General features: G+C 65.5%; 12 protein-coding genes. 4 read left to right on the forward strand and 8 right to left on the reverse strand.

Annotated features, from left to right (window positions below; translation table 11 throughout):
• Positions 1-18 precede the first annotated feature (18 nt).
• Positions 19-3,018 carry a bifunctional proline dehydrogenase/L-glutamate gamma-semialdehyde dehydrogenase PutA gene (putA, locus tag AC629_RS09680; protein ID WP_084804574.1) on the reverse strand — a complete coding sequence of 1,000 codons (3,000 nt, stop codon included), beginning with the start codon at positions 3,016-3,018 and terminating at the stop codon, positions 19-21.
• Positions 3,019-3,132: 114 nt separating this feature from the next.
• Between putA and AC629_RS09685 the strand changes: the two genes are divergently transcribed.
• Positions 3,133-3,594: an Lrp/AsnC ligand binding domain-containing protein gene (locus tag AC629_RS09685; RefSeq protein ID WP_084804575.1), complete on the forward strand. Its 462-nt coding sequence runs from the start codon at positions 3,133-3,135 to the stop codon at positions 3,592-3,594.
• 170 nt (positions 3,595-3,764) lie between these two features.
• On the opposite strand, the gene AC629_RS09690 is transcribed toward AC629_RS09685, so the two are convergent.
• From AC629_RS09690 to AC629_RS09705, 4 genes are all read right to left on the reverse strand, one after another.
• Positions 3,765-3,965, reverse strand: coding sequence for a cold-shock protein (locus AC629_RS09690; RefSeq protein ID WP_008563500.1), 201 nt, complete (start codon positions 3,963-3,965; stop codon positions 3,765-3,767).
• 208 nt (positions 3,966-4,173) lie between these two features.
• Positions 4,174-4,476: a SorB family sulfite dehydrogenase c-type cytochrome subunit gene (sorB, locus tag AC629_RS09695; RefSeq protein WP_084804605.1), complete on the reverse strand. Its 303-nt coding sequence runs from the start codon at positions 4,474-4,476 to the stop codon at positions 4,174-4,176.
• A 12-nt stretch (positions 4,477-4,488) separates the two neighbouring features.
• Positions 4,489-5,688, reverse strand: coding sequence for a SorA family sulfite dehydrogenase catalytic subunit (gene sorA / locus AC629_RS09700; RefSeq protein ID WP_084804576.1), 1,200 nt, complete (start codon positions 5,686-5,688; stop codon positions 4,489-4,491).
• A 135-nt stretch (positions 5,689-5,823) separates the two neighbouring features.
• Positions 5,824-7,551: an adenylate/guanylate cyclase domain-containing protein gene (locus AC629_RS09705; protein WP_143199030.1), complete on the reverse strand. Its 1,728-nt coding sequence runs from the start codon at positions 7,549-7,551 to the stop codon at positions 5,824-5,826.
• Positions 7,552-7,929: 378 nt separating this feature from the next.
• Here AC629_RS09705 and AC629_RS09710 point away from each other — a divergent pair, with 378 nt between their 5' ends.
• Complete coding sequence (locus AC629_RS09710) at positions 7,930-9,471, forward strand: glycosyltransferase family 39 protein (RefSeq protein ID WP_084804578.1); 1,542 nt, start codon at positions 7,930-7,932, stop codon at positions 9,469-9,471.
• Between the two features lie 114 nt (positions 9,472-9,585).
• On the opposite strand, the gene AC629_RS09715 is transcribed toward AC629_RS09710, so the two are convergent.
• On the reverse strand, positions 9,586-10,614 hold the full coding sequence (locus AC629_RS09715; RefSeq protein ID WP_084804579.1) for a YcjF family protein: 1,029 nt from the start codon (positions 10,612-10,614) through the stop codon (positions 9,586-9,588).
• Positions 10,611-12,080 carry a YcjX family GTP-binding protein gene (locus tag AC629_RS09720; RefSeq protein ID WP_084804580.1) on the reverse strand — a complete coding sequence of 490 codons (1,470 nt, stop codon included), beginning with the start codon at positions 12,078-12,080 and terminating at the stop codon, positions 10,611-10,613. Before AC629_RS09720 ends, AC629_RS09715 begins: the two co-directional genes overlap by 4 nt.
• Before the next feature lie 175 nt (positions 12,081-12,255).
• Here AC629_RS09720 and trhA point away from each other — a divergent pair, with 175 nt between their 5' ends.
• Both trhA and AC629_RS09730 read left to right on the forward strand, forming a co-directional pair.
• Positions 12,256-12,951 (forward strand): PAQR family membrane homeostasis protein TrhA, encoded by a 696-nt coding sequence (trhA, locus tag AC629_RS09725; protein ID WP_084804581.1) that lies wholly within the window; start codon positions 12,256-12,258, stop codon positions 12,949-12,951.
• Positions 12,952-12,992: 41 nt separating this feature from the next.
• Positions 12,993-13,787: an SDR family oxidoreductase gene (locus tag AC629_RS09730; RefSeq protein ID WP_084804582.1), complete on the forward strand. Its 795-nt coding sequence runs from the start codon at positions 12,993-12,995 to the stop codon at positions 13,785-13,787.
• A gap of 325 nt (positions 13,788-14,112) precedes the next feature.
• Here the strand turns inward: AC629_RS09730 and mdlC are convergent, their stop codons facing one another.
• Positions 14,113-15,735 (reverse strand): benzoylformate decarboxylase, encoded by a 1,623-nt coding sequence (gene mdlC / locus AC629_RS09735; RefSeq protein ID WP_084804583.1) that lies wholly within the window; start codon positions 15,733-15,735, stop codon positions 14,113-14,115.
• Positions 15,736-15,905: the final 170 nt, after the last annotated feature.

A 15,905-nucleotide genomic window follows, 5' to 3' on the forward strand; every position in this document is an offset into this window, starting at 1 on the left:
CGCTTCGTGCTGCGAGGCTCACTCCTCCCCTGCGAGCAGGGCAGCGTTGCCGCCGGCCGCCGCGGTGTTGATCGTCACGGTTTGCTCTGTGGCAAAGCGCGCGAGGTAATGCGGGCCACCGGCCTTCGGGCCGGTTCCGGACAGGCCGTTGCCGCCGAATGGCTGCACGCCGACCACGGCGCCGATCATGTTGCGGTTGACGTAGATGTTGCCGACCTGGACGCGGTCGATGATCGCCTCGATCGTATCGTCGATGCGCGAATGGACGCCGAGGGTGAGGCCGTAGCCGGTGCGCTCGATCGCCTGCAGGACACGTTCCAGGTTCTCGGCGGGATAGCGCACGACGTGGAGGATCGGGCCGAACACCTCCTCGGTGAGCTGGCCGGCGTCCTTGAGCTCGAAGATATGCGGAGCAACGAAGCAGCCTTCCGGCGCGGTGCCGGCAAAGTGCAGCCGCGCCTCCGTCTTCATCCGCACGATGTGCGCATCGAGGCGCTGCTTGGCTTCGTGGTCGATCACCGGGCCGACATGGGTCGCGACATCGCTGGGGGCGCCGATCCGGAGTTCACGAGCGGCGCCCGCGATCATCTCGATCATGCGGTCGGCGACGTCCTCCTGCACGAACAGCAGCCGCAGCGCCGAGCAGCGCTGGCCGGCGGAACGGAAGGCCGATGTGACGACATCGTCGGCGACCTGCTCGGGCAGTGCGGTCGCATCGGCGATCATGGCGTTGATGCCGCCGGTCTCCGCGATCAGCGGCACGATCGGCCCGTCCTTGGCGGCGAGCGTCCGGTTGATGCTGCGGGCAACCTCGGTCGAGCCGGTGAAGACAACGCCGGCGATATCAGGGTGCGCGGTCAGCACGGCGCCGATACGGCCATCACCGGTGACGAGATGCAGCGCGCTTCCCGGGATGCCGGCCTCGTGCAGCAGGGCTACGGCCTCGCGCGCGATGCGCGGTGTCTGCTCGGCGGGCTTTGCAACCACGCTGTTGCCGGCCATCAGTGCCGCCGTGACCTGACCGAGGAAGATCGCCAGCGGGAAATTCCAGGGCGAGATCGCCACGAACACGCCGCGGCCGCGCATGGCGAGCGCATTGCTCTCGCCGGTCGGGCCCGGCATGGCGGCCTCGGTCCCGAACAGCTTGCGGCCCTGCGCGGCATAATAGCGGCAGAAGTCGGTGGCTTCGCGCAGCTCCGACAGTGCATCGTCGAGCGTCTTGCCGCCTTCGGCTTGCAGCAGCGCGATGAAATGGGCGCTCCGGCTCTCCAGGAGATACGCGGCCTGCTCCAGCGCCGCCGCGCGCGTGGCCGCCGGAGTCCGGGTCCAGGCGGCAAAGCTCGCGTGTGCTGCGCTCACCGCCGCGTTGGCCTGATCCGGCGTTGCATCGGCGATGGGCTTGAGATCGGGTGCCTCGGCCTTGACGTCTGTCAGTAACTGGTTGAGCGCGGCGCGCGCGCCGAATTCGACGCCGCGCGAATTCCGCCGCTCCGGCGCGAAGAGATCGCCCGGCAACGGAATCCTGGGGTGGGCGGCCTGTTGCGGCCGGGCGACGGCGTCTGCCGGACGTTGCAGCAGTGCCGGGACCGGCACGCGATAATCGGCCGCCTGCGCCACGAAGGAGGAATTGGCGCCGTTCTCCAGCAGTCGCCGCACCAGATAGGCGAGCAGGTCGCGATGACTGCCGACCGGCGCATAGGTGCGGTAGGCGATGTCAGGATGATCCTTGGAGAGCTGCTCGTAGAGTGCTTCGCCCATGCCGTGCAGGCGCTGGAATTCGAAGCCGCCACTGCCCGCGGCAAGCTCCAGCACGGTCGCGACCGTCAGCGCGTTGTGGGTGGCGAATTGCGGGAAGATGCGCGGCCGTAAGCCGAGCAGCTTCGAAGCGCAGGCGACGTAGTTCATATCCGTCATCGCCTTGCGCGTGAACACGGGATAGCCGTCGAGCCCGCGCTCCTGCGCACGCTTGATCTCGGTGTCCCAATAGGCGCCCTTGACCAGCCGCACCATCAGCTTGCGGTCATGCGCGCGGGCAAGCGCGCCGACATAGTCGATCACCTCGCTTGCGCGCTTCTGATAGGCCTGGACCGCCAGGCCAAATCCGTCCCAGCCTTTGAGCGAGGGATCAGCAAGCGTTGCCGCTATTACGTCGAGCGACAGTTCCAGCCGGTCGGCTTCCTCGGCGTCGACAGTGAAGTTCAGGTCATGCGCCTTGGCGCGCTGCGCCAGATCGAGCAGCAGCGGGACCAGCTCGGCCATCACTCGGTCGCGGCTGGTTGCCTCGAAGCGCGGATGCAGCGCCGAGAGTTTTACGGAGATGCCGGGCCGGTCGGGCAGGGGATGGGGGCCTGCCGCCTTGCCGATGGTTTCGATCGCGCTGGCATAGGCGTCGAAATAGCGCTTCGCATCGGACGCCGTACGGGCGGCTTCGCCGAGCATGTCGAAGGAGTAGCGTAGCTTCTGGCCGGAGCGCGGCCGGCCCCGCTCGAGCGCCTGCTCGATGGTCTCACCTAGCACGAAATGATTGCCCATCAGCCGCATCGCCTGGCGCGTGGCGCTGCGCACCGCCGGCGCCCCGAGCCGCTTCACCAGCCGGCCGATGGTGCCGTCGGGCGTCTCGCCGGGCTGGATCACACGCGCCGACAGGCCGAGCGCCCAGGCCGACGCGTTGACCAGGAAGGCCGTGGACTTGGTCTCGTGGTGGATGAAGTCGCCTTCGCCGAGCTTGTCCTCGATGAACTGGTCGGCGGTGCGCGCATCGGGCACGCGCAGCAGCGCCTCGGCCAGCACCATCAGCGCCAGCCCTTCCTTGGTCGAGAGCGCAAACTCGCGCAGCATGTCCTCGACCCCGCCGAGGCGGTCGTCCCGCTTCCGGATCGCCTCGATCAGCCGCGTCGCCGTACGGTCGATCCGCACCTCCTGCGGCGGGCTGAGATGCACCGAGGGCAAGAGGCGCGCGGCAATCTCGGCGTCATCGGGCGCGTAAGGAGCGGTGAAGGGAGGCGGGATGTTCGGCATGGCGTGTCCAGTGGCTGAAATCCAGGATAATGCCCGCATTACCGTAGTTCGATAGACAAATTAGTCATTTTACCTTAGATAATGAAGGGATTCAGCGGAAAAGCCACGCAAAGTATGGAACTTGACCGAACCGACCGGAAAATCCTCTCGATTCTGCAGCAGGATGGGCGAATCGCCAATGTCGAACTCGCCGAACGCATCGGGCTGTCGCCGACCGCGATCGGCGAGCGGCTGAAGCGGTTGCAGCGCGAGGGCTTCGTCGAAGGCTACGGTGCGCGGCTCAACCCGCACCGTCTCGGCCTCGGGCTTCTGGTGTTCGTCGAGGTGCTCCTCGACAAGACCACGCCCGACAATTTCGAGCGCTTTGCGCGCGCAGTGAAGCTCGCGCCCGAGGTGCTGGAGTGTCACATGGTTGCAGGCGGCTTCGACTATCTGGTGAAGGCTCGGCTTGCAGACATGACCGCGTATCGTCGCTTCCTCGGCGAGACCTTGTTGTCGATGCCGGGCGTGCGCGAGACGCGAACCTATGCGGTGATGGAAGAGATCAAGCGCGACGCACCGTTGCCGGTGGACTAACGATGTGCCGTCGCGATTGTCATTGCTGTGGCGTTGATCAAGCGGTTTCCGCTGGAAAATAGCTCCCCCCGTGCAATCGCAACGCCTGTCGTCGAATGCACTGACCGTCTTCTAAAATTTTCTTGGCCCCGCTCCCGGATCAATCCGGGAGGCAGCAAAGGCTGGCGGGCTTATACTTTGAGGTTCTCTGCGGAGGTCTTGCCCCGGTTTGCGATCTCTTCGTATTCCACCGTCTGTCCCTCATTGAGGGTCGACAGGCCGGCTTTCTGCACTGCCGAGATATGCACGAACACGTCCTTGCCCCCCGACGCAGGCTGGATAAATCCATAACCCTTCGTCGGGTTGAACCACTTGACCGTACCTTTAGCCATCACGACTTCTCCGCGGGTCTTCCTCCGAGATCTCGAACCGCCAGTCCCCGCCAACCGGCCGGCTCGGTCCTAACAGGATACGCGGAATGTGGCGGGCTTGGTAGCTCAAACCACGTCGGCAATTCGCCGAATTCCGCTCAACTTCGCGGCGTTTTTGCCGGTTTTGCCCGTTTCGCGGTCAACCGGCTCACACGCCGCGCGCCATCCGTCAATAAGTTGCGGCCAGATAATCGACGATCTTGCCGACATCGGCATCGTCGATCGGTGCGCCGTAGACCTTGATCATCTTGGTCACCTCGGCTTGCCAGAAGCCCTTCTTGTCCTTCATCGGCGGCTGCGTCTTGACGTAATCGGCCGAATGGCAGGCGCTGCAATTGCCCTGCACGACCTCGAGATTGGGGCCGGGCTTGAAGGCGGCGACCTCGTTCGGGATCTGGTAGTTGACGGGCGCTGCGGTCACGGAGCCGAAGCCGGCGGCAAGTGCGATCGCGAGGAGAACGGTGCGCTGCATGATCATTCTCCTTCAGGCCACGCTGACGCGAACAGTTTCGACGACGTTGCGCAAATAACCCGCCGGATTCCAGCGTGGCGTATCCGGCTGGGTTTCGCCGCCGTTGCCGGTGGCGCGGACCTTGAGGTCGTAGGAGCCCGCCGCGAGCTTCACCGGCAGCTTCCATTCGCGGAAGGAGTATTTGCCGAGATCCTTGCCGAGCTTGGCGCTCGTCCAGGTCTTGCCGCCGTCGGTGGAGACCTCGACCTCCTTGATGCCCTTGCCGCCGTCGAAGGCGATGCCGCGCAGCGTCGCGCCTCCCGCCTTCAGCTTGGCGCCGTCGGGGACGTTGGTGATGAAGGAGCGGATGGTGAAGCGGTTGATCGGGATCGTCGCCTTGGGTGCGGTGCCTGGCTCGACCGCATTGTTCGGCGTGTCCGGAATGCGATAAGCCGACTTCATCCAGAAGCCGTCATAGACATTGTCGATGACGGTGATCTCGTTGAGGTGCTTGACCCAGTAGGTGCCGTAATAGCCGGGCACGATCAGGCGCAGCGGAAAGCCGTTGAGGAACGGCAGGTCCTCGCCGTTCATGCCATAGGCCAGCATCACCTCGCCGTCGGTGGCGTGATCGAGGTCGAGCGCCTTGACGAAATCAGGTGTCTTGTCGCTGACGGGACCGTCCATGCCGTTAAATGTGACCTGCTTGGCGCCGGCTTGCACGCCAGCCATTTCGAGCACCGCCTTCAGCGGCACGCCGCGCCAGCGCGCATTGCCCATTGCGCCATTGGCGAGCTGGCCACCGGCGACGCGCGGCTCGAAGAAGCCGCGGCTATTGCCGGAGCACTGGTTGACGGCGACGATCTCCGTCGCCTTCATCTTCTTGATGTCCTTGAGCGAGAGCTTCAGCGGCTTGTCGACCTTGCCCTTGACCTCCAGCGTGAACTTGTCGGGGTCGAGATTGTAGGGCAGGTCCGCGAGGTGATAGCGCACGAAGAACGCATTGTTCGGCGTGATCGGCCCGTCGTTGAACACCACGAATGGCGTCTCGAGCTGCGGCGGCCGGCTGGTCAGGCCGATCATCGGCCGCTTCTGCGGGTATTTCACCAGCGGCCGTTCGCCATTGGCGAAGGGCAGGGTGACGGTGTCGAGTGCCAGCGCTTTCGTTGAGTTCAGTGCGGCCGCGATTGCAGCAAGGCCCGCTCCTTTGAGCAGGTCGCGTCGATCAAACATTTGGTCTCCTCCCGGAGCTTTTCGTTGAGTCGCGGCCGTCGCCGCGATCCCGCGCCCATCTGTCGCAACGATCCCGATGAAGTCAATTCGTGCTTTCGCAGCAGGCCCATGCCGCTGCGTTGCAGCAAGCCGGTGTTACGCCGCGACGCGCTCACCGCCCGCGACGAGGGCGGACAATTGCCTTGTGTCCGCGACGATGCGTACGGCCATCGGCTCGTCGCGGCCGCGGATCGCGACCTCCTGCTGTGGCAGCGCGCCGTCGGCAAGGCCCGCGGTGCGACGGACTTCCTCCGAGACGATCGCCTCGCAGGCCAGGGCCTTGGTCATGTCCTGAAGGCGGGCGGCGACATTGACGGCGTCACCGAGCGCCGTGAAGACGATATGATCGCGATAGCCGATGTCGCCGATGATGACTTCGCCGCCGTGAATGCCGATGCCGAAGCGGATCGGCTGGCGCAAATCGTGGCTCAGGAGCTCGTTGAGCTCGTCGATATGCGTGGCGATGCTCGCGGCGGCCTTCAGCGCCTGCCGGCAGGCGGTCTGCGGATCGGCGGTGAGCCCGAACAGCGCCAGCATGCCGTCGCCGACGAACTGGTTGGGTTGACCGCCGTGCTCGATCACAGCCTGCGATACTGCGCCAAGGAAGCGGTTGACGATGAAGACGGTGTCGAACGGCAGCCGTTTTTCGGCGAGCTGCGTCGAGCCGCGCATGTCCACGAACAGACTGACGAGATAGCGCTCCTGGCCGATCCGCGCCGGCGTCGAGGCCTGCGCATTTCCCGTCAGCGTCGGCGTGAACAACTGGAAGAAAGAGAGGTCGGACGTGGGCCGCAACTGGCAGGCCAAACGAATCGATGGATCGGTGGTGCCGACGCGGGCCAGCACGAAGGCTTCGCGCTGGGACGGCTCGGGCAGATCGCCGTGATCGCCGATGACGCGGATGCGGCAGGTCGAGCAGCGGGCACGGCCGCCGCACATGCTGGCATGCGGCACATTGTAGCGCAGGCTCGCTTCCAGCACGGACAGGCCCTTGGGTACGCGCACCGTCTTGCCGTTGCCGTAGGACAGCGAGATCATGCCGCCACGCCGTTCGCGCAAGGCGCGTACGCCGCGCGCCAGCAGCGCCAGCCCGAGCAGGCCGAAATAACCGATGGTGAGGTCACCGGTGATGCGCTCGAGCGTATCGCCTTCGGCCGCGGTGCCGAACTGTCGGGCGAGATTGTGCGTTCGCCACTCGCCGTCGTCAGCGTCCGCCGCGACGCTGCGGCCGCCCTGGTAGACGCCGAGCAGCGCCAATGTCGGGATCAGCACGGCGGCGGCGAGCAGATAGGGCGCGGCGCGCGTGAAGAACGATTTGAGCCGGAACCAGAAATAGATCCCGATGCAGCCATGCACCCAGGCGATCACGAGCAGGGTCGTCATGGTCCAGAGCCGATTGGGCGAACCGACGAAGAAAACATAGAGCTCCTGGGGATAGAGCTTCTGGTGCCCAAAGAGCGTCTGGCCGAGGCGTACACCGATGACATGCGCCATGACGAGGGCGGGGACGCTCAGGCCGAGCACGAGCTGCAGGGGCTCGATCGTCTTCCAGCGGAACTGTCGGCGCTGGTATAGCGCGTAGACGCCGAGCCCCATATGCGTCAGCGCCGCCGTGTAGAACACGATCGCGACCGGCAGGAACTGCCAGAAGGCCATGTGGTAATAGATCCCGGCCTGCATGGCATCGACCGAGATGTTCCCGAGCGCGTGGTTGAGGAAATGGCTGACCACATAGGAAAACAGGATGACGCCGCAGACCAGCCGCACCTGCCGCAGGCCGATGCCGCGGACGAGTTCGGATAATCGTGCAGAAGCGATGGCCATAATTCGGTCGTCTCAGTTCAAGAAGGAGATCAGCCAGCGTAGCGCTTAATTCCGGGGGCGGACAGCTTCTACGATCACATGCGCGGCAAGCCGCCGGCGTAATTCGCTGTCGTCCCGGACAAGCGCGCCCTGAGCGCGCGCCGATCCGGGACCCATAACCACAGGATCGGGTTTGACGAAGATTCGCAGTTACCAGCCTGTGCAAAGACCACTCCCTGTGGCTATGGGTCCCGGGCTCGCGACTACGTCGCGCCCCGGGACGACGGTAGTAGTCCCCCCGCATTGACTCCCTCTCCCAAGTTGGGGAAAAGCGCGGCCGTGACGACAGCCCCTGACATTCCCGTGAAATCCCACGGCGCCGCGCGCCGGCCCCTCGTCATGGCCGTGCTCGTCATCGCCGCGATGACGGTGCTGCGCATCGTCTACGCCTCCGTGATCGAGCTGCGGACTGACGAGGCCTATTACTGGACCTGGTCGAAGGAGGGGGCGCTGAGCTTCCTCGATCATCCCCCTGGCATCGCCTGGCTCATCCGCTTCGGCACCGCGATCTTCGGCGACACCACGCTCGGCGTCCGCTTCGGCGGCATCGTCGCGATGCTGGTGACGCAGCTCCTGCTTGCCGACATCGTCCGCCGCCTCACCCATGATGCCCGCGCCATTATGTTCGCGGTGCTGATGCCGGAGGCAGCGCTCTACTACGGCCTGCTGATGGCCAAGGTCGCGCCTGACGTTGCCACGATCTCGTTTGCGGTGGCAATGATGTGGTCGCTGGTCAGGCTTGCGCAGAGCGGTGATGGACGCTGGTGGCTCGCTGCCGGCTTGTTCGCCGGGCTGTCGATGCTGTCGAAGTTCACTGCGATCATGTTCGCGCCGGCGGTGGCCGCCTTTTTGCTGGTGCCGAATTGGCGTTGGCGCTGGTTGCGCAGCCCTTATCCTTATCTCGCCGTTCTGATCGCGATCGCTGTGTTCTCGCCGGTTCTGATCTGGAACGCGCAACACGACTGGGCCTCGTTCCGATTCCAGGGCGTGCGTGCCACCGCCAATTATGGAATCTCGCTCCGCACCATCGGCGATTACATCGGCCTGCAATTCGGCCTTGTCGGCTTCGTCATGCTGCCGGTGGTGCTGTCAGGGCTCGTGATGACGGCGTGGCGCGGCTATCGCAAGCGCGAGCCGGTCGCGATCCTGTTGTCGACCGCGGTGCTGGTGCCGTTCTTCTATTTTCTCGTGAAATCGATGACGCTCAGGGTCGGCGATACCTGGCCGATGTTCATGTGGCCGGTTGGCTTTGCCGCCGCAGCCATTAACTTCACGATGCTGTCCCGTGAAGGCTGGTCAGCCCGGATGATCAAGTCGTCGCTGTTCTGGGCCAGGACGGCAGTCGTCTCGGGCATCGCGTTTGTCGTCATCGTGTTTTTCTATTACGTCGCCGCGCCCTGGAATTTCCTCGGCAAGATCGATCCGATCGGCGCCGAGGCCGGCTACGAGCAGGTCGCGGCGCGCGCGCAGGCTGCGCTGGACGAGACCGGCGCGACCTGGATCGCGGCCACGGACTATCGCACCTACGCCATGATGCGCTGGCTGTTCAGGGGCCGCGTGCCTGTCATAGAGATCAATGAGCGCGGCCGCTTCCAGGACTTTCGCGATCCCGGCATGGACCGGATCAAGGGGCACGCGGGCATCTATGTCGGGCGTGAGCCGGACAATCGGTCAACGCTGTGGGACAATATCCCCGCCAAGCGCGAGCCGCTCGGCCAAGTCGAACGCCGCTGGCGCGGTCTCGTGATCGATACCTACGCGCTGGACAAGCTCACTGGCTGGACGCCGGAGCTCTCGCCGCCAAAGGAATCGCCGCTGTTTCAGTGGCGCGTGCTGGCCCTCTTCTCCCTCTCCCCGCTCGCGGGGAGAGGGTTGGGGTGAGGGGAGTCTCAACGGGGGAGGTGACAGTTGGACTCGCGGAGAGTCCCCCTCACCCGGACCGCATCTGGCGATGCGCTCCGGCCTCTCCCCGCAAGCGCGGAGAGGCGAATAGCGCTACTCCTCGTCGTCTTTCTTCCGCAGCAGATCCGTCGCCAGGTCTGTCAGCTTCGGCTGCGGTAGCGCAGCAAACGGCAGCGGCCTCGTCACGTCGATCGCCGCCAGGCCCAGCCGCGCCGTCAGCAGTCCGTTGAGCATGCCTTCGCCGAGCCGCTGCGACAGCTTTGCCGCAATGCCATGGCCGAGCATCTGCTGCACGAGGCTGTCGCTCGCGGCGATGCCGCCGGTGATGGCGAGATGCGCGATGACGTGGCGGAGCAGGCGGATCATGCCGAGCGCGCCGGGGCGGCCGCCGTAGAGGTAAGCGAGCTGGCGGATCAGGCGGAGCGAAGCAACGAACACGAACATCACGTCGATCAGCGCGCGCGGCGAGACCGCCGTCACGATCGAGACGCGTTGTGCGGCCGACGACACCAGCCGCCGGGCCTCCGCATCCAGCGGCGACATCAATTCGCGCTCGGCGAGCCGGATCATGTCGGCGCCGTCGATGATCTCGCCGGCATGGCTCTCCAGCGTGGCGCGGGCGCGCGCGAGCTGGGGATTCTGGTGTGCGATCTTCAGCAGGTCCTGCACGATCACGCGGCTCTCCCTGCGGTCGTCACTGGCAAGGACGGCGGCTGCGCGCTGATGCAGCTTCTCAATCGTCGCAAGCCGCGCCAGCCCGAACGCCTCGCGCCCGATTACCACGGCGAGCGCAAGCGCGGTAACGAAGGCGAGGGCAAGGCCGACAAAGCCGAGGCTTTCGCTGCGCGCGAACAGATCCTCGATCAGATGGACGACGGCGAGCCCGACGCCGAGCAGCGTCAGTCCGGCGACACCGGACCAGAACAGCGTGCCCCAGGGAAAGCGGCGACGTGCCGGGAGCGCCGGTTCAATCGGCACCGGCAGTGCCAGTGGATCGGGCTCCGGCGTGATCTGGATGGTGGCGCGGCCGAGCCGGCTCGTCTCGTCGGCTTCCGTGACGACGACGCCGGGATCGTCGAGCCGGAACGTCGCCGGGCGCCGATGCTGGGATCGGTCGTTCATAGCAGCTTGTCTCCGATCAGGAACTGCAACGCACGGTCGAGGCGGATATGAGGCAGCGCGGGCTCTTCACTGCCCTCGCGCTCGAGCTTTGGCGGGCGGAAGCGCAGGAAGCGGAAATCGCTCTTCTCGGCCGCCGCCGTCGACAGTCCGCGAAACGCATCGGTGCCCTTGAACAGCGGCTCGGGATCCAGCGGCAGGTCGCCCGGAAAGGTCGCGACCTCGGTGTTGCCGTCGAAGAACTCGCCTCCGGCGCTTTCGCCCGCGGCGGGCGTTCCCAGGATCGACGGCAATTTGTCGCGGCCATGCGCGACCTGCGCTTCACGCGTGGCGCGGACGGCAGCGAGCGCCACGACATCGATCTCCGCGCCGGTATCTTCCGCGCGGGCCGCGGCGCGGGCGACCGCGCGGCGCAGCACGGCCTCGAGCCGATCGTGGCTGGAATGATGCAGATGGTCCGCTTTGGTCGCCGCGAACAGGATGCGGTCGATGCGCGGACGGAACAGGCTGGAGAGGAAGGTGCTGCGGCCGATGCGGAAGCAATCGAGGATGCCGGCGAGCGCGGCTTCGAGATCGTGCAGCGCTTCGGGTCCCGAGTTGAACGCGGCAAGCGCATCCGCCAGCACGATCTGTCGATCGAGCCGCGCAAAATGGTCGCGGAAGAATGGCCGCACCACGACGTCCTTGTAGGCCTCATAGCGGCGAACCATCATCGCCCATAGCGAGCCGTCCGGCGCCTGCCCGTCTGCGGGCACGTCGAGCGGTGCAAAGGTCAGCGCCGGCGTGTCGGCGAGATTGCCGGGCATCAGGAAGCGGCCGGGTGGCAGGAGGCTCATCGCAAAGCGCTCGTCGCGGCAGGCGCGCAAATAGGCGGTGAAGAGTTTTGCCGCCGTGAGCGTCGCCTGCTCGTCCTCGCGTGCCTCGGGCTTGAGCGCTGCGAGATGCGCGTGCCAGTCAGCCGCAAGATGCGCGCGCGGTGCCTCGCGCGACAGTGCCAGGCTTTCGGCGGACCATTGCTCATAGCTCTTCTGGAGCAGCGGCAGGTCGAGCAGCCATTCGCCGGGATAATCGACGATGTCGAGCGTCAGGGTGCGGTCGGCGCCGTTCTGGCGCTGATAGTCGATGACGAGGCGCAGCTCGCTGATGTCCACGGTCGAGTTCGGCCAGCGCCGCTCCTCGACCAGCGCCCGCAGATGGTTCTCATAGGCAAAGCGCGGCACGGCGTCGTCCGGCTGCGGCGCCAGATGCGCCCGCGCGATCCGGCCCGATGCATAAGCCTCAAACACCGGAAACCGGCCGCCGCGCGTCAGCCCGTGGATCAACGCGGTGATGAACACCGTCTTGCCGGACCGCGACAGGCCTGTGACCCCTAATCGTACCGTCGGATTGAAGAAGTGCTCGCCATAGTCGATCAGCGCCCGGGCCGACAGGCGCGCCTCCTCGACCATATCCTGGAAACTGAATGCCATATGAACGTGAGGGGGCTCGGGCAGGGGATACGCAAAATGGACTAGTCACAAAAGTGGCAACTACCTGACGAAAATCAAGCTTCATACTTCCACCGCGTTTCTCGGTAAATCAGCCGTTTGAACGTCGCGCCGATCGCGAAAGACCCATACGAGAGTGCATCGCCTCCGGACTGCCATGACCGTCTTCCGACTGAAACAGCTCGCATCGAGCTCCGTCTACGCCGCGGCCGACGTGATCGGCTGGGACTACGACCGCGCCGAGCTGATCGCCGACGGCGTCATCCACGCGATCGGCGTGCTCTGCGGTATCATCGCCGCGACGGTTCTGGTGGTGCTGACGGCGGTCTATGCGACTGCGACCGACATCGTCGGCGTCTCGATCTATGTCGCCGGCCTGCTCTCGATGCTGGTGCTGTCGGCGACCTATAATCTCTGGCCGGTCTCGCGGGCCAAATGGCTGCTGCGCCGGCTTGACCATTCGGCGATTTACCTGCTGATCGCGGCGACCTACACGCCGTTCATCCTGGAGGTGAAGGACAGCGTGTTCGCATTGGTGCTGCTTGCCGGCGTCTGGTGCGTCGCGATCCTCGGCATCGTGCTGAAGCTCTGCTGCCCCGGCCGGTTCGACCGCGTTTCGGTCGGCCTCTACCTCGCGATGGGCTGGAGCGGTATCATGCTCTACGACTCCGTGGTCAAGGCGCTGCCCGCTCTGGCGCTGGGTCTCGTGCTTGCGGGCGGCCTGCTCTACAGCTTTGGCGTGATCTTCCATGCCTGGCGGCGCCTGCGTTTCCAGAATGCGATCTGGCACGGCTTTGTCTTGGCCGGCGCGGCATGCCATTATACCGCGGTGCTCGACCTCGTGTTGAGCTGAGCAAGACCAATACGCGGTATAAGAAAAAGAGGAGACGTCGCATGCAGGTGACCGGCAAGGTTGTAGTCGTCACGGGCGGCGCAAATGGCATCGGCAAGGCGCTATGCGAGGCCTTTCACAAGGCCGGCGCGGCCAAGGTCGTCGTCGCGGACATGGATTCCGCCAATGCAAGGGCGGTCGCCGCCACGGTTGATGGCGCCGCCTTCAGATGCGACGTCGCGCAGGAAAAGGAGATCGCGCACGTCATCGAGGAGACCGAGCGGCAGTTCGGCCCGATCGACCTGTTCTGTTCCAATGCCGGCATCGGTGGCGGCTTTGATCCCATGTCGGTCAATGCCGGCGGGGCGTCGGACGAGCCCTGGCAGCGGAGCTGGGCGATCCACGTCATGGCGCATGTCTATGCGGCGCGGCATCTCGTGCCACGCATGAAGGCGCGCGGCGGCGGGTATTTCCTCAACACGATCTCAGCCGCGGGCTTGCTGTCGCAGGTCGGCAGCCCCGCTTATTCCACGACCAAGCATGCCGCGGTGGGCTTTGCCGAAAACCTCGCGATCTCGCACAAGGCCCACAACATCAAAGTCTCGATCCTCTGTCCGCAGGGCGTCGACACCAACATGCTGCGCTCGATTCCCAAGGGGCCGCAATCCGGTGACGGCGATCTCACGCCGGAGCAGGTCGCGAAAGACGTTCTTGCCGGCCTCGAGCAGGAGACGTTCCTGATCCTGCCGCACCCCCAGGTGCTCGGCTACATGCGCAAGAAGACCGAGAACTACGACCGCTGGATCGGCGGCATGGCCAAGATCCAGGCCAAGATGCGGGACGAGTTTGGGAAGTGACCGTTAGGTCATCCCGGGGCGATGCGAAGCATCGAACCTGGGATCTCGAGATTCCGGGTTCAGTCCGACGGACTGCCCCGGAATGACGAGAGTGAGGCTCGTAGCCTGGATTTCGTGTGCTCGATCCGGGATGCGCACTCTGGCGCTACAAATTCAGTGTCGTCCCGGGGCGCGCGCAGCGCGAGCCCGGGACCCATAGCCCAGGATGTGGTTTGGCGAAGACTCGTGGTTGGCAGCTTCGCGCCACACTGCTCCTTGGGGTTATGGCTCCCGGGCTCGCGCTGCGCGCGCCCCGGGACGACATTGGGGAGACGTCGTGCGTCGCCTAATGTTTCTGCCCGTACAGCACCGGCACGGCCGAATCCACGACCACCTCGACGAGGCTGGTGCCCGCGAACGCCATCCCGCGCTTGAGCGCGTCACCCAGCTCCGCCGCCTGGCTCACCCGCACCGCATGGCATCCCATGCCTTCGGCGAGCCTGACGAAGTCGATCCCGGGCAGCTCCAGCCCCGGCACGTTGCGCACCTGCATCACCTGGCTGAACGAGCGCATCGCGCCGTAGCCGGAATTGTTGATGACGACGATGGTGAGCGGCAGTTTTCGCTGCGCGGCGGTCCACAGGGCCTGGATCGAATACATCGCCGAGCCGTCGCCGATCAGGCAGACCGTCCGTTGCGTCGGCTTGCCCAGAGCCATGCCGACTGCTGCAGGCAGCGAGTAGCCGAGGCCGCCGCTTGCCATGGTGTAGAAACTGTCCTGACCGCGCATCGGCATGAATTTCTGCATCGCGGGCCGGTGCGAGGGCACTTCCTCGACCAGCGATGCGCCGTCAGGCATCGCCTGCGACAGCGAGTGCAGGAGGAATTCCACCGGCAGCGGGTGGGCGGCTTGCGGCGCCGGTGGCAGCGTACGGCCTTTTGGCGTGGCGCGTTTGCTCTCCGGCAAGAGGTCGAGCAGCAGGCTAAGCGCCGGCTTCATGGTGGCGATGATGCTGGTGCCGACCGGAGTGACCGCGGCCGCATCCGGATCGTCCGTGATCTGGAAGATGGTCGCGCCGCCGTCGAAGATGGCGGCGTGACCCTCGACATGGAAAGTGAACACCGGCGCGCCGATGACGACGACGAGATCGTGCTCGCGCAGCGCGTCGGACAATTGTGCCGGCGAGGCATGCAGGAAGCCGGCAAATTGCGGGTGACGCTCCGGGAATGAGCAGCGCGCCGAGAACGGGCTGACCCAGACGCTCGCCTTGGCCTTCTCGGCAACGCGCACCATCAGGTCGACCGCGCCGGCGCGGTCGACGCCGGGACCGACGACGAGGGCAGGGTGCTTGGCCGACCCGAGCGCTGCGACCACCGCCTTCATCGCGTCCGGCTCAGGTCCTATTTCGCGACTGACCTTGCGCGCTTCGATCGGAGCGGTCGCATGCGCCCAGTCGTCGATCGGGATCGACACGAAAGTCGGCCCGCACGGCGGCTGCATCGCGGTGTAATAGGCCCGCGCGATCGCAGCCGGCACATCCTCGGGCCGCGCCGGCTCCACGCTGTATTTGACGTAAGGCCGCGGAAACTCGGAGGCGCGTTCCGCATAGAGGAACGCCTGCAACGGCAGGATCGAGCGCGCCTGCTGGCCCGCGGTGATCACGAGCGGTGTCTGGTTGCGATGCGCGGTGTAGATATTGCCGAGCGCGTTGCCGACGCCGGCCGCCGAATGCAAATTGACGAAACCCGCATTGCGCGTCGCCTGGGCGTAGCCATCGGCCATGCCGACGGCGCTCGCTTCCTGGAGCGCCAGCACGTAGTCGATGTCGCCGGGCCAGTCGCTCAGGAACGGCAGCTCGGTCGATCCGGGATTGCCGAACACCTTGTCGATGCCGAAGGATCGGAGCAGGTCGAGGGTCGCCTGCTTGACAGTGACGGATTTGCTGCCGGTCTTGCCGTTCTTTGCCATGGTTTCCGTCCCCTGTTAGTTCCTCATCCTGAGGAGCGCGGAACGCGCGTCTCGAAGGATGAAGGCCCGGTCTGTGGCCTCGCCCTTCGAGACGCGCGCGAAGGGCGCGCTCCTCAGGGTGAGGGTCTAAGTTCCTACATCGCAGCTACGCTCGCAATGACGAGAAGGAA

Origin of the sequence: Bradyrhizobium sp. NAS80.1 (assembly GCF_001908205.1) — a bacterium.
Lineage (GTDB): Bacteria > Pseudomonadota > Alphaproteobacteria > Rhizobiales > Xanthobacteraceae > Bradyrhizobium.

Coding starts and splice junctions, on each gene's coding strand:
- putA (WP_084804574.1), bottom strand. CDS start 3,018: ATGCCGAACATCCCGCCTCCCTTCACCGCTCCTTACGCGCCCGATGAC.
- AC629_RS09685 (WP_084804575.1), top strand. CDS start 3,133: ATGGAACTTGACCGAACCGACCGGAAAATCCTCTCGATTCTGCAGCAG.
- AC629_RS09690 (WP_008563500.1), bottom strand. CDS start 3,965: ATGGCTAAAGGTACGGTCAAGTGGTTCAACCCGACGAAGGGTTATGGA.
- sorB (WP_084804605.1), bottom strand. CDS start 4,476: ATGCAGCGCACCGTTCTCCTCGCGATCGCACTTGCCGCCGGCTTCGGC.
- sorA (WP_084804576.1), bottom strand. CDS start 5,688: ATGTTTGATCGACGCGACCTGCTCAAAGGAGCGGGCCTTGCTGCAATC.
- AC629_RS09705 (WP_143199030.1), bottom strand. CDS start 7,551: ATGGCCATCGCTTCTGCACGATTATCCGAACTCGTCCGCGGCATCGGC.
- AC629_RS09710 (WP_084804578.1), top strand. CDS start 7,930: ATGGCCGTGCTCGTCATCGCCGCGATGACGGTGCTGCGCATCGTCTAC.
- AC629_RS09715 (WP_084804579.1), bottom strand. CDS start 10,614: ATGAACGACCGATCCCAGCATCGGCGCCCGGCGACGTTCCGGCTCGAC.
- AC629_RS09720 (WP_084804580.1), bottom strand. CDS start 12,080: ATGGCATTCAGTTTCCAGGATATGGTCGAGGAGGCGCGCCTGTCGGCC.
- trhA (WP_084804581.1), top strand. CDS start 12,256: ATGACCGTCTTCCGACTGAAACAGCTCGCATCGAGCTCCGTCTACGCC.
- AC629_RS09730 (WP_084804582.1), top strand. CDS start 12,993: ATGCAGGTGACCGGCAAGGTTGTAGTCGTCACGGGCGGCGCAAATGGC.
- mdlC (WP_084804583.1), bottom strand. CDS start 15,735: ATGGCAAAGAACGGCAAGACCGGCAGCAAATCCGTCACTGTCAAGCAG.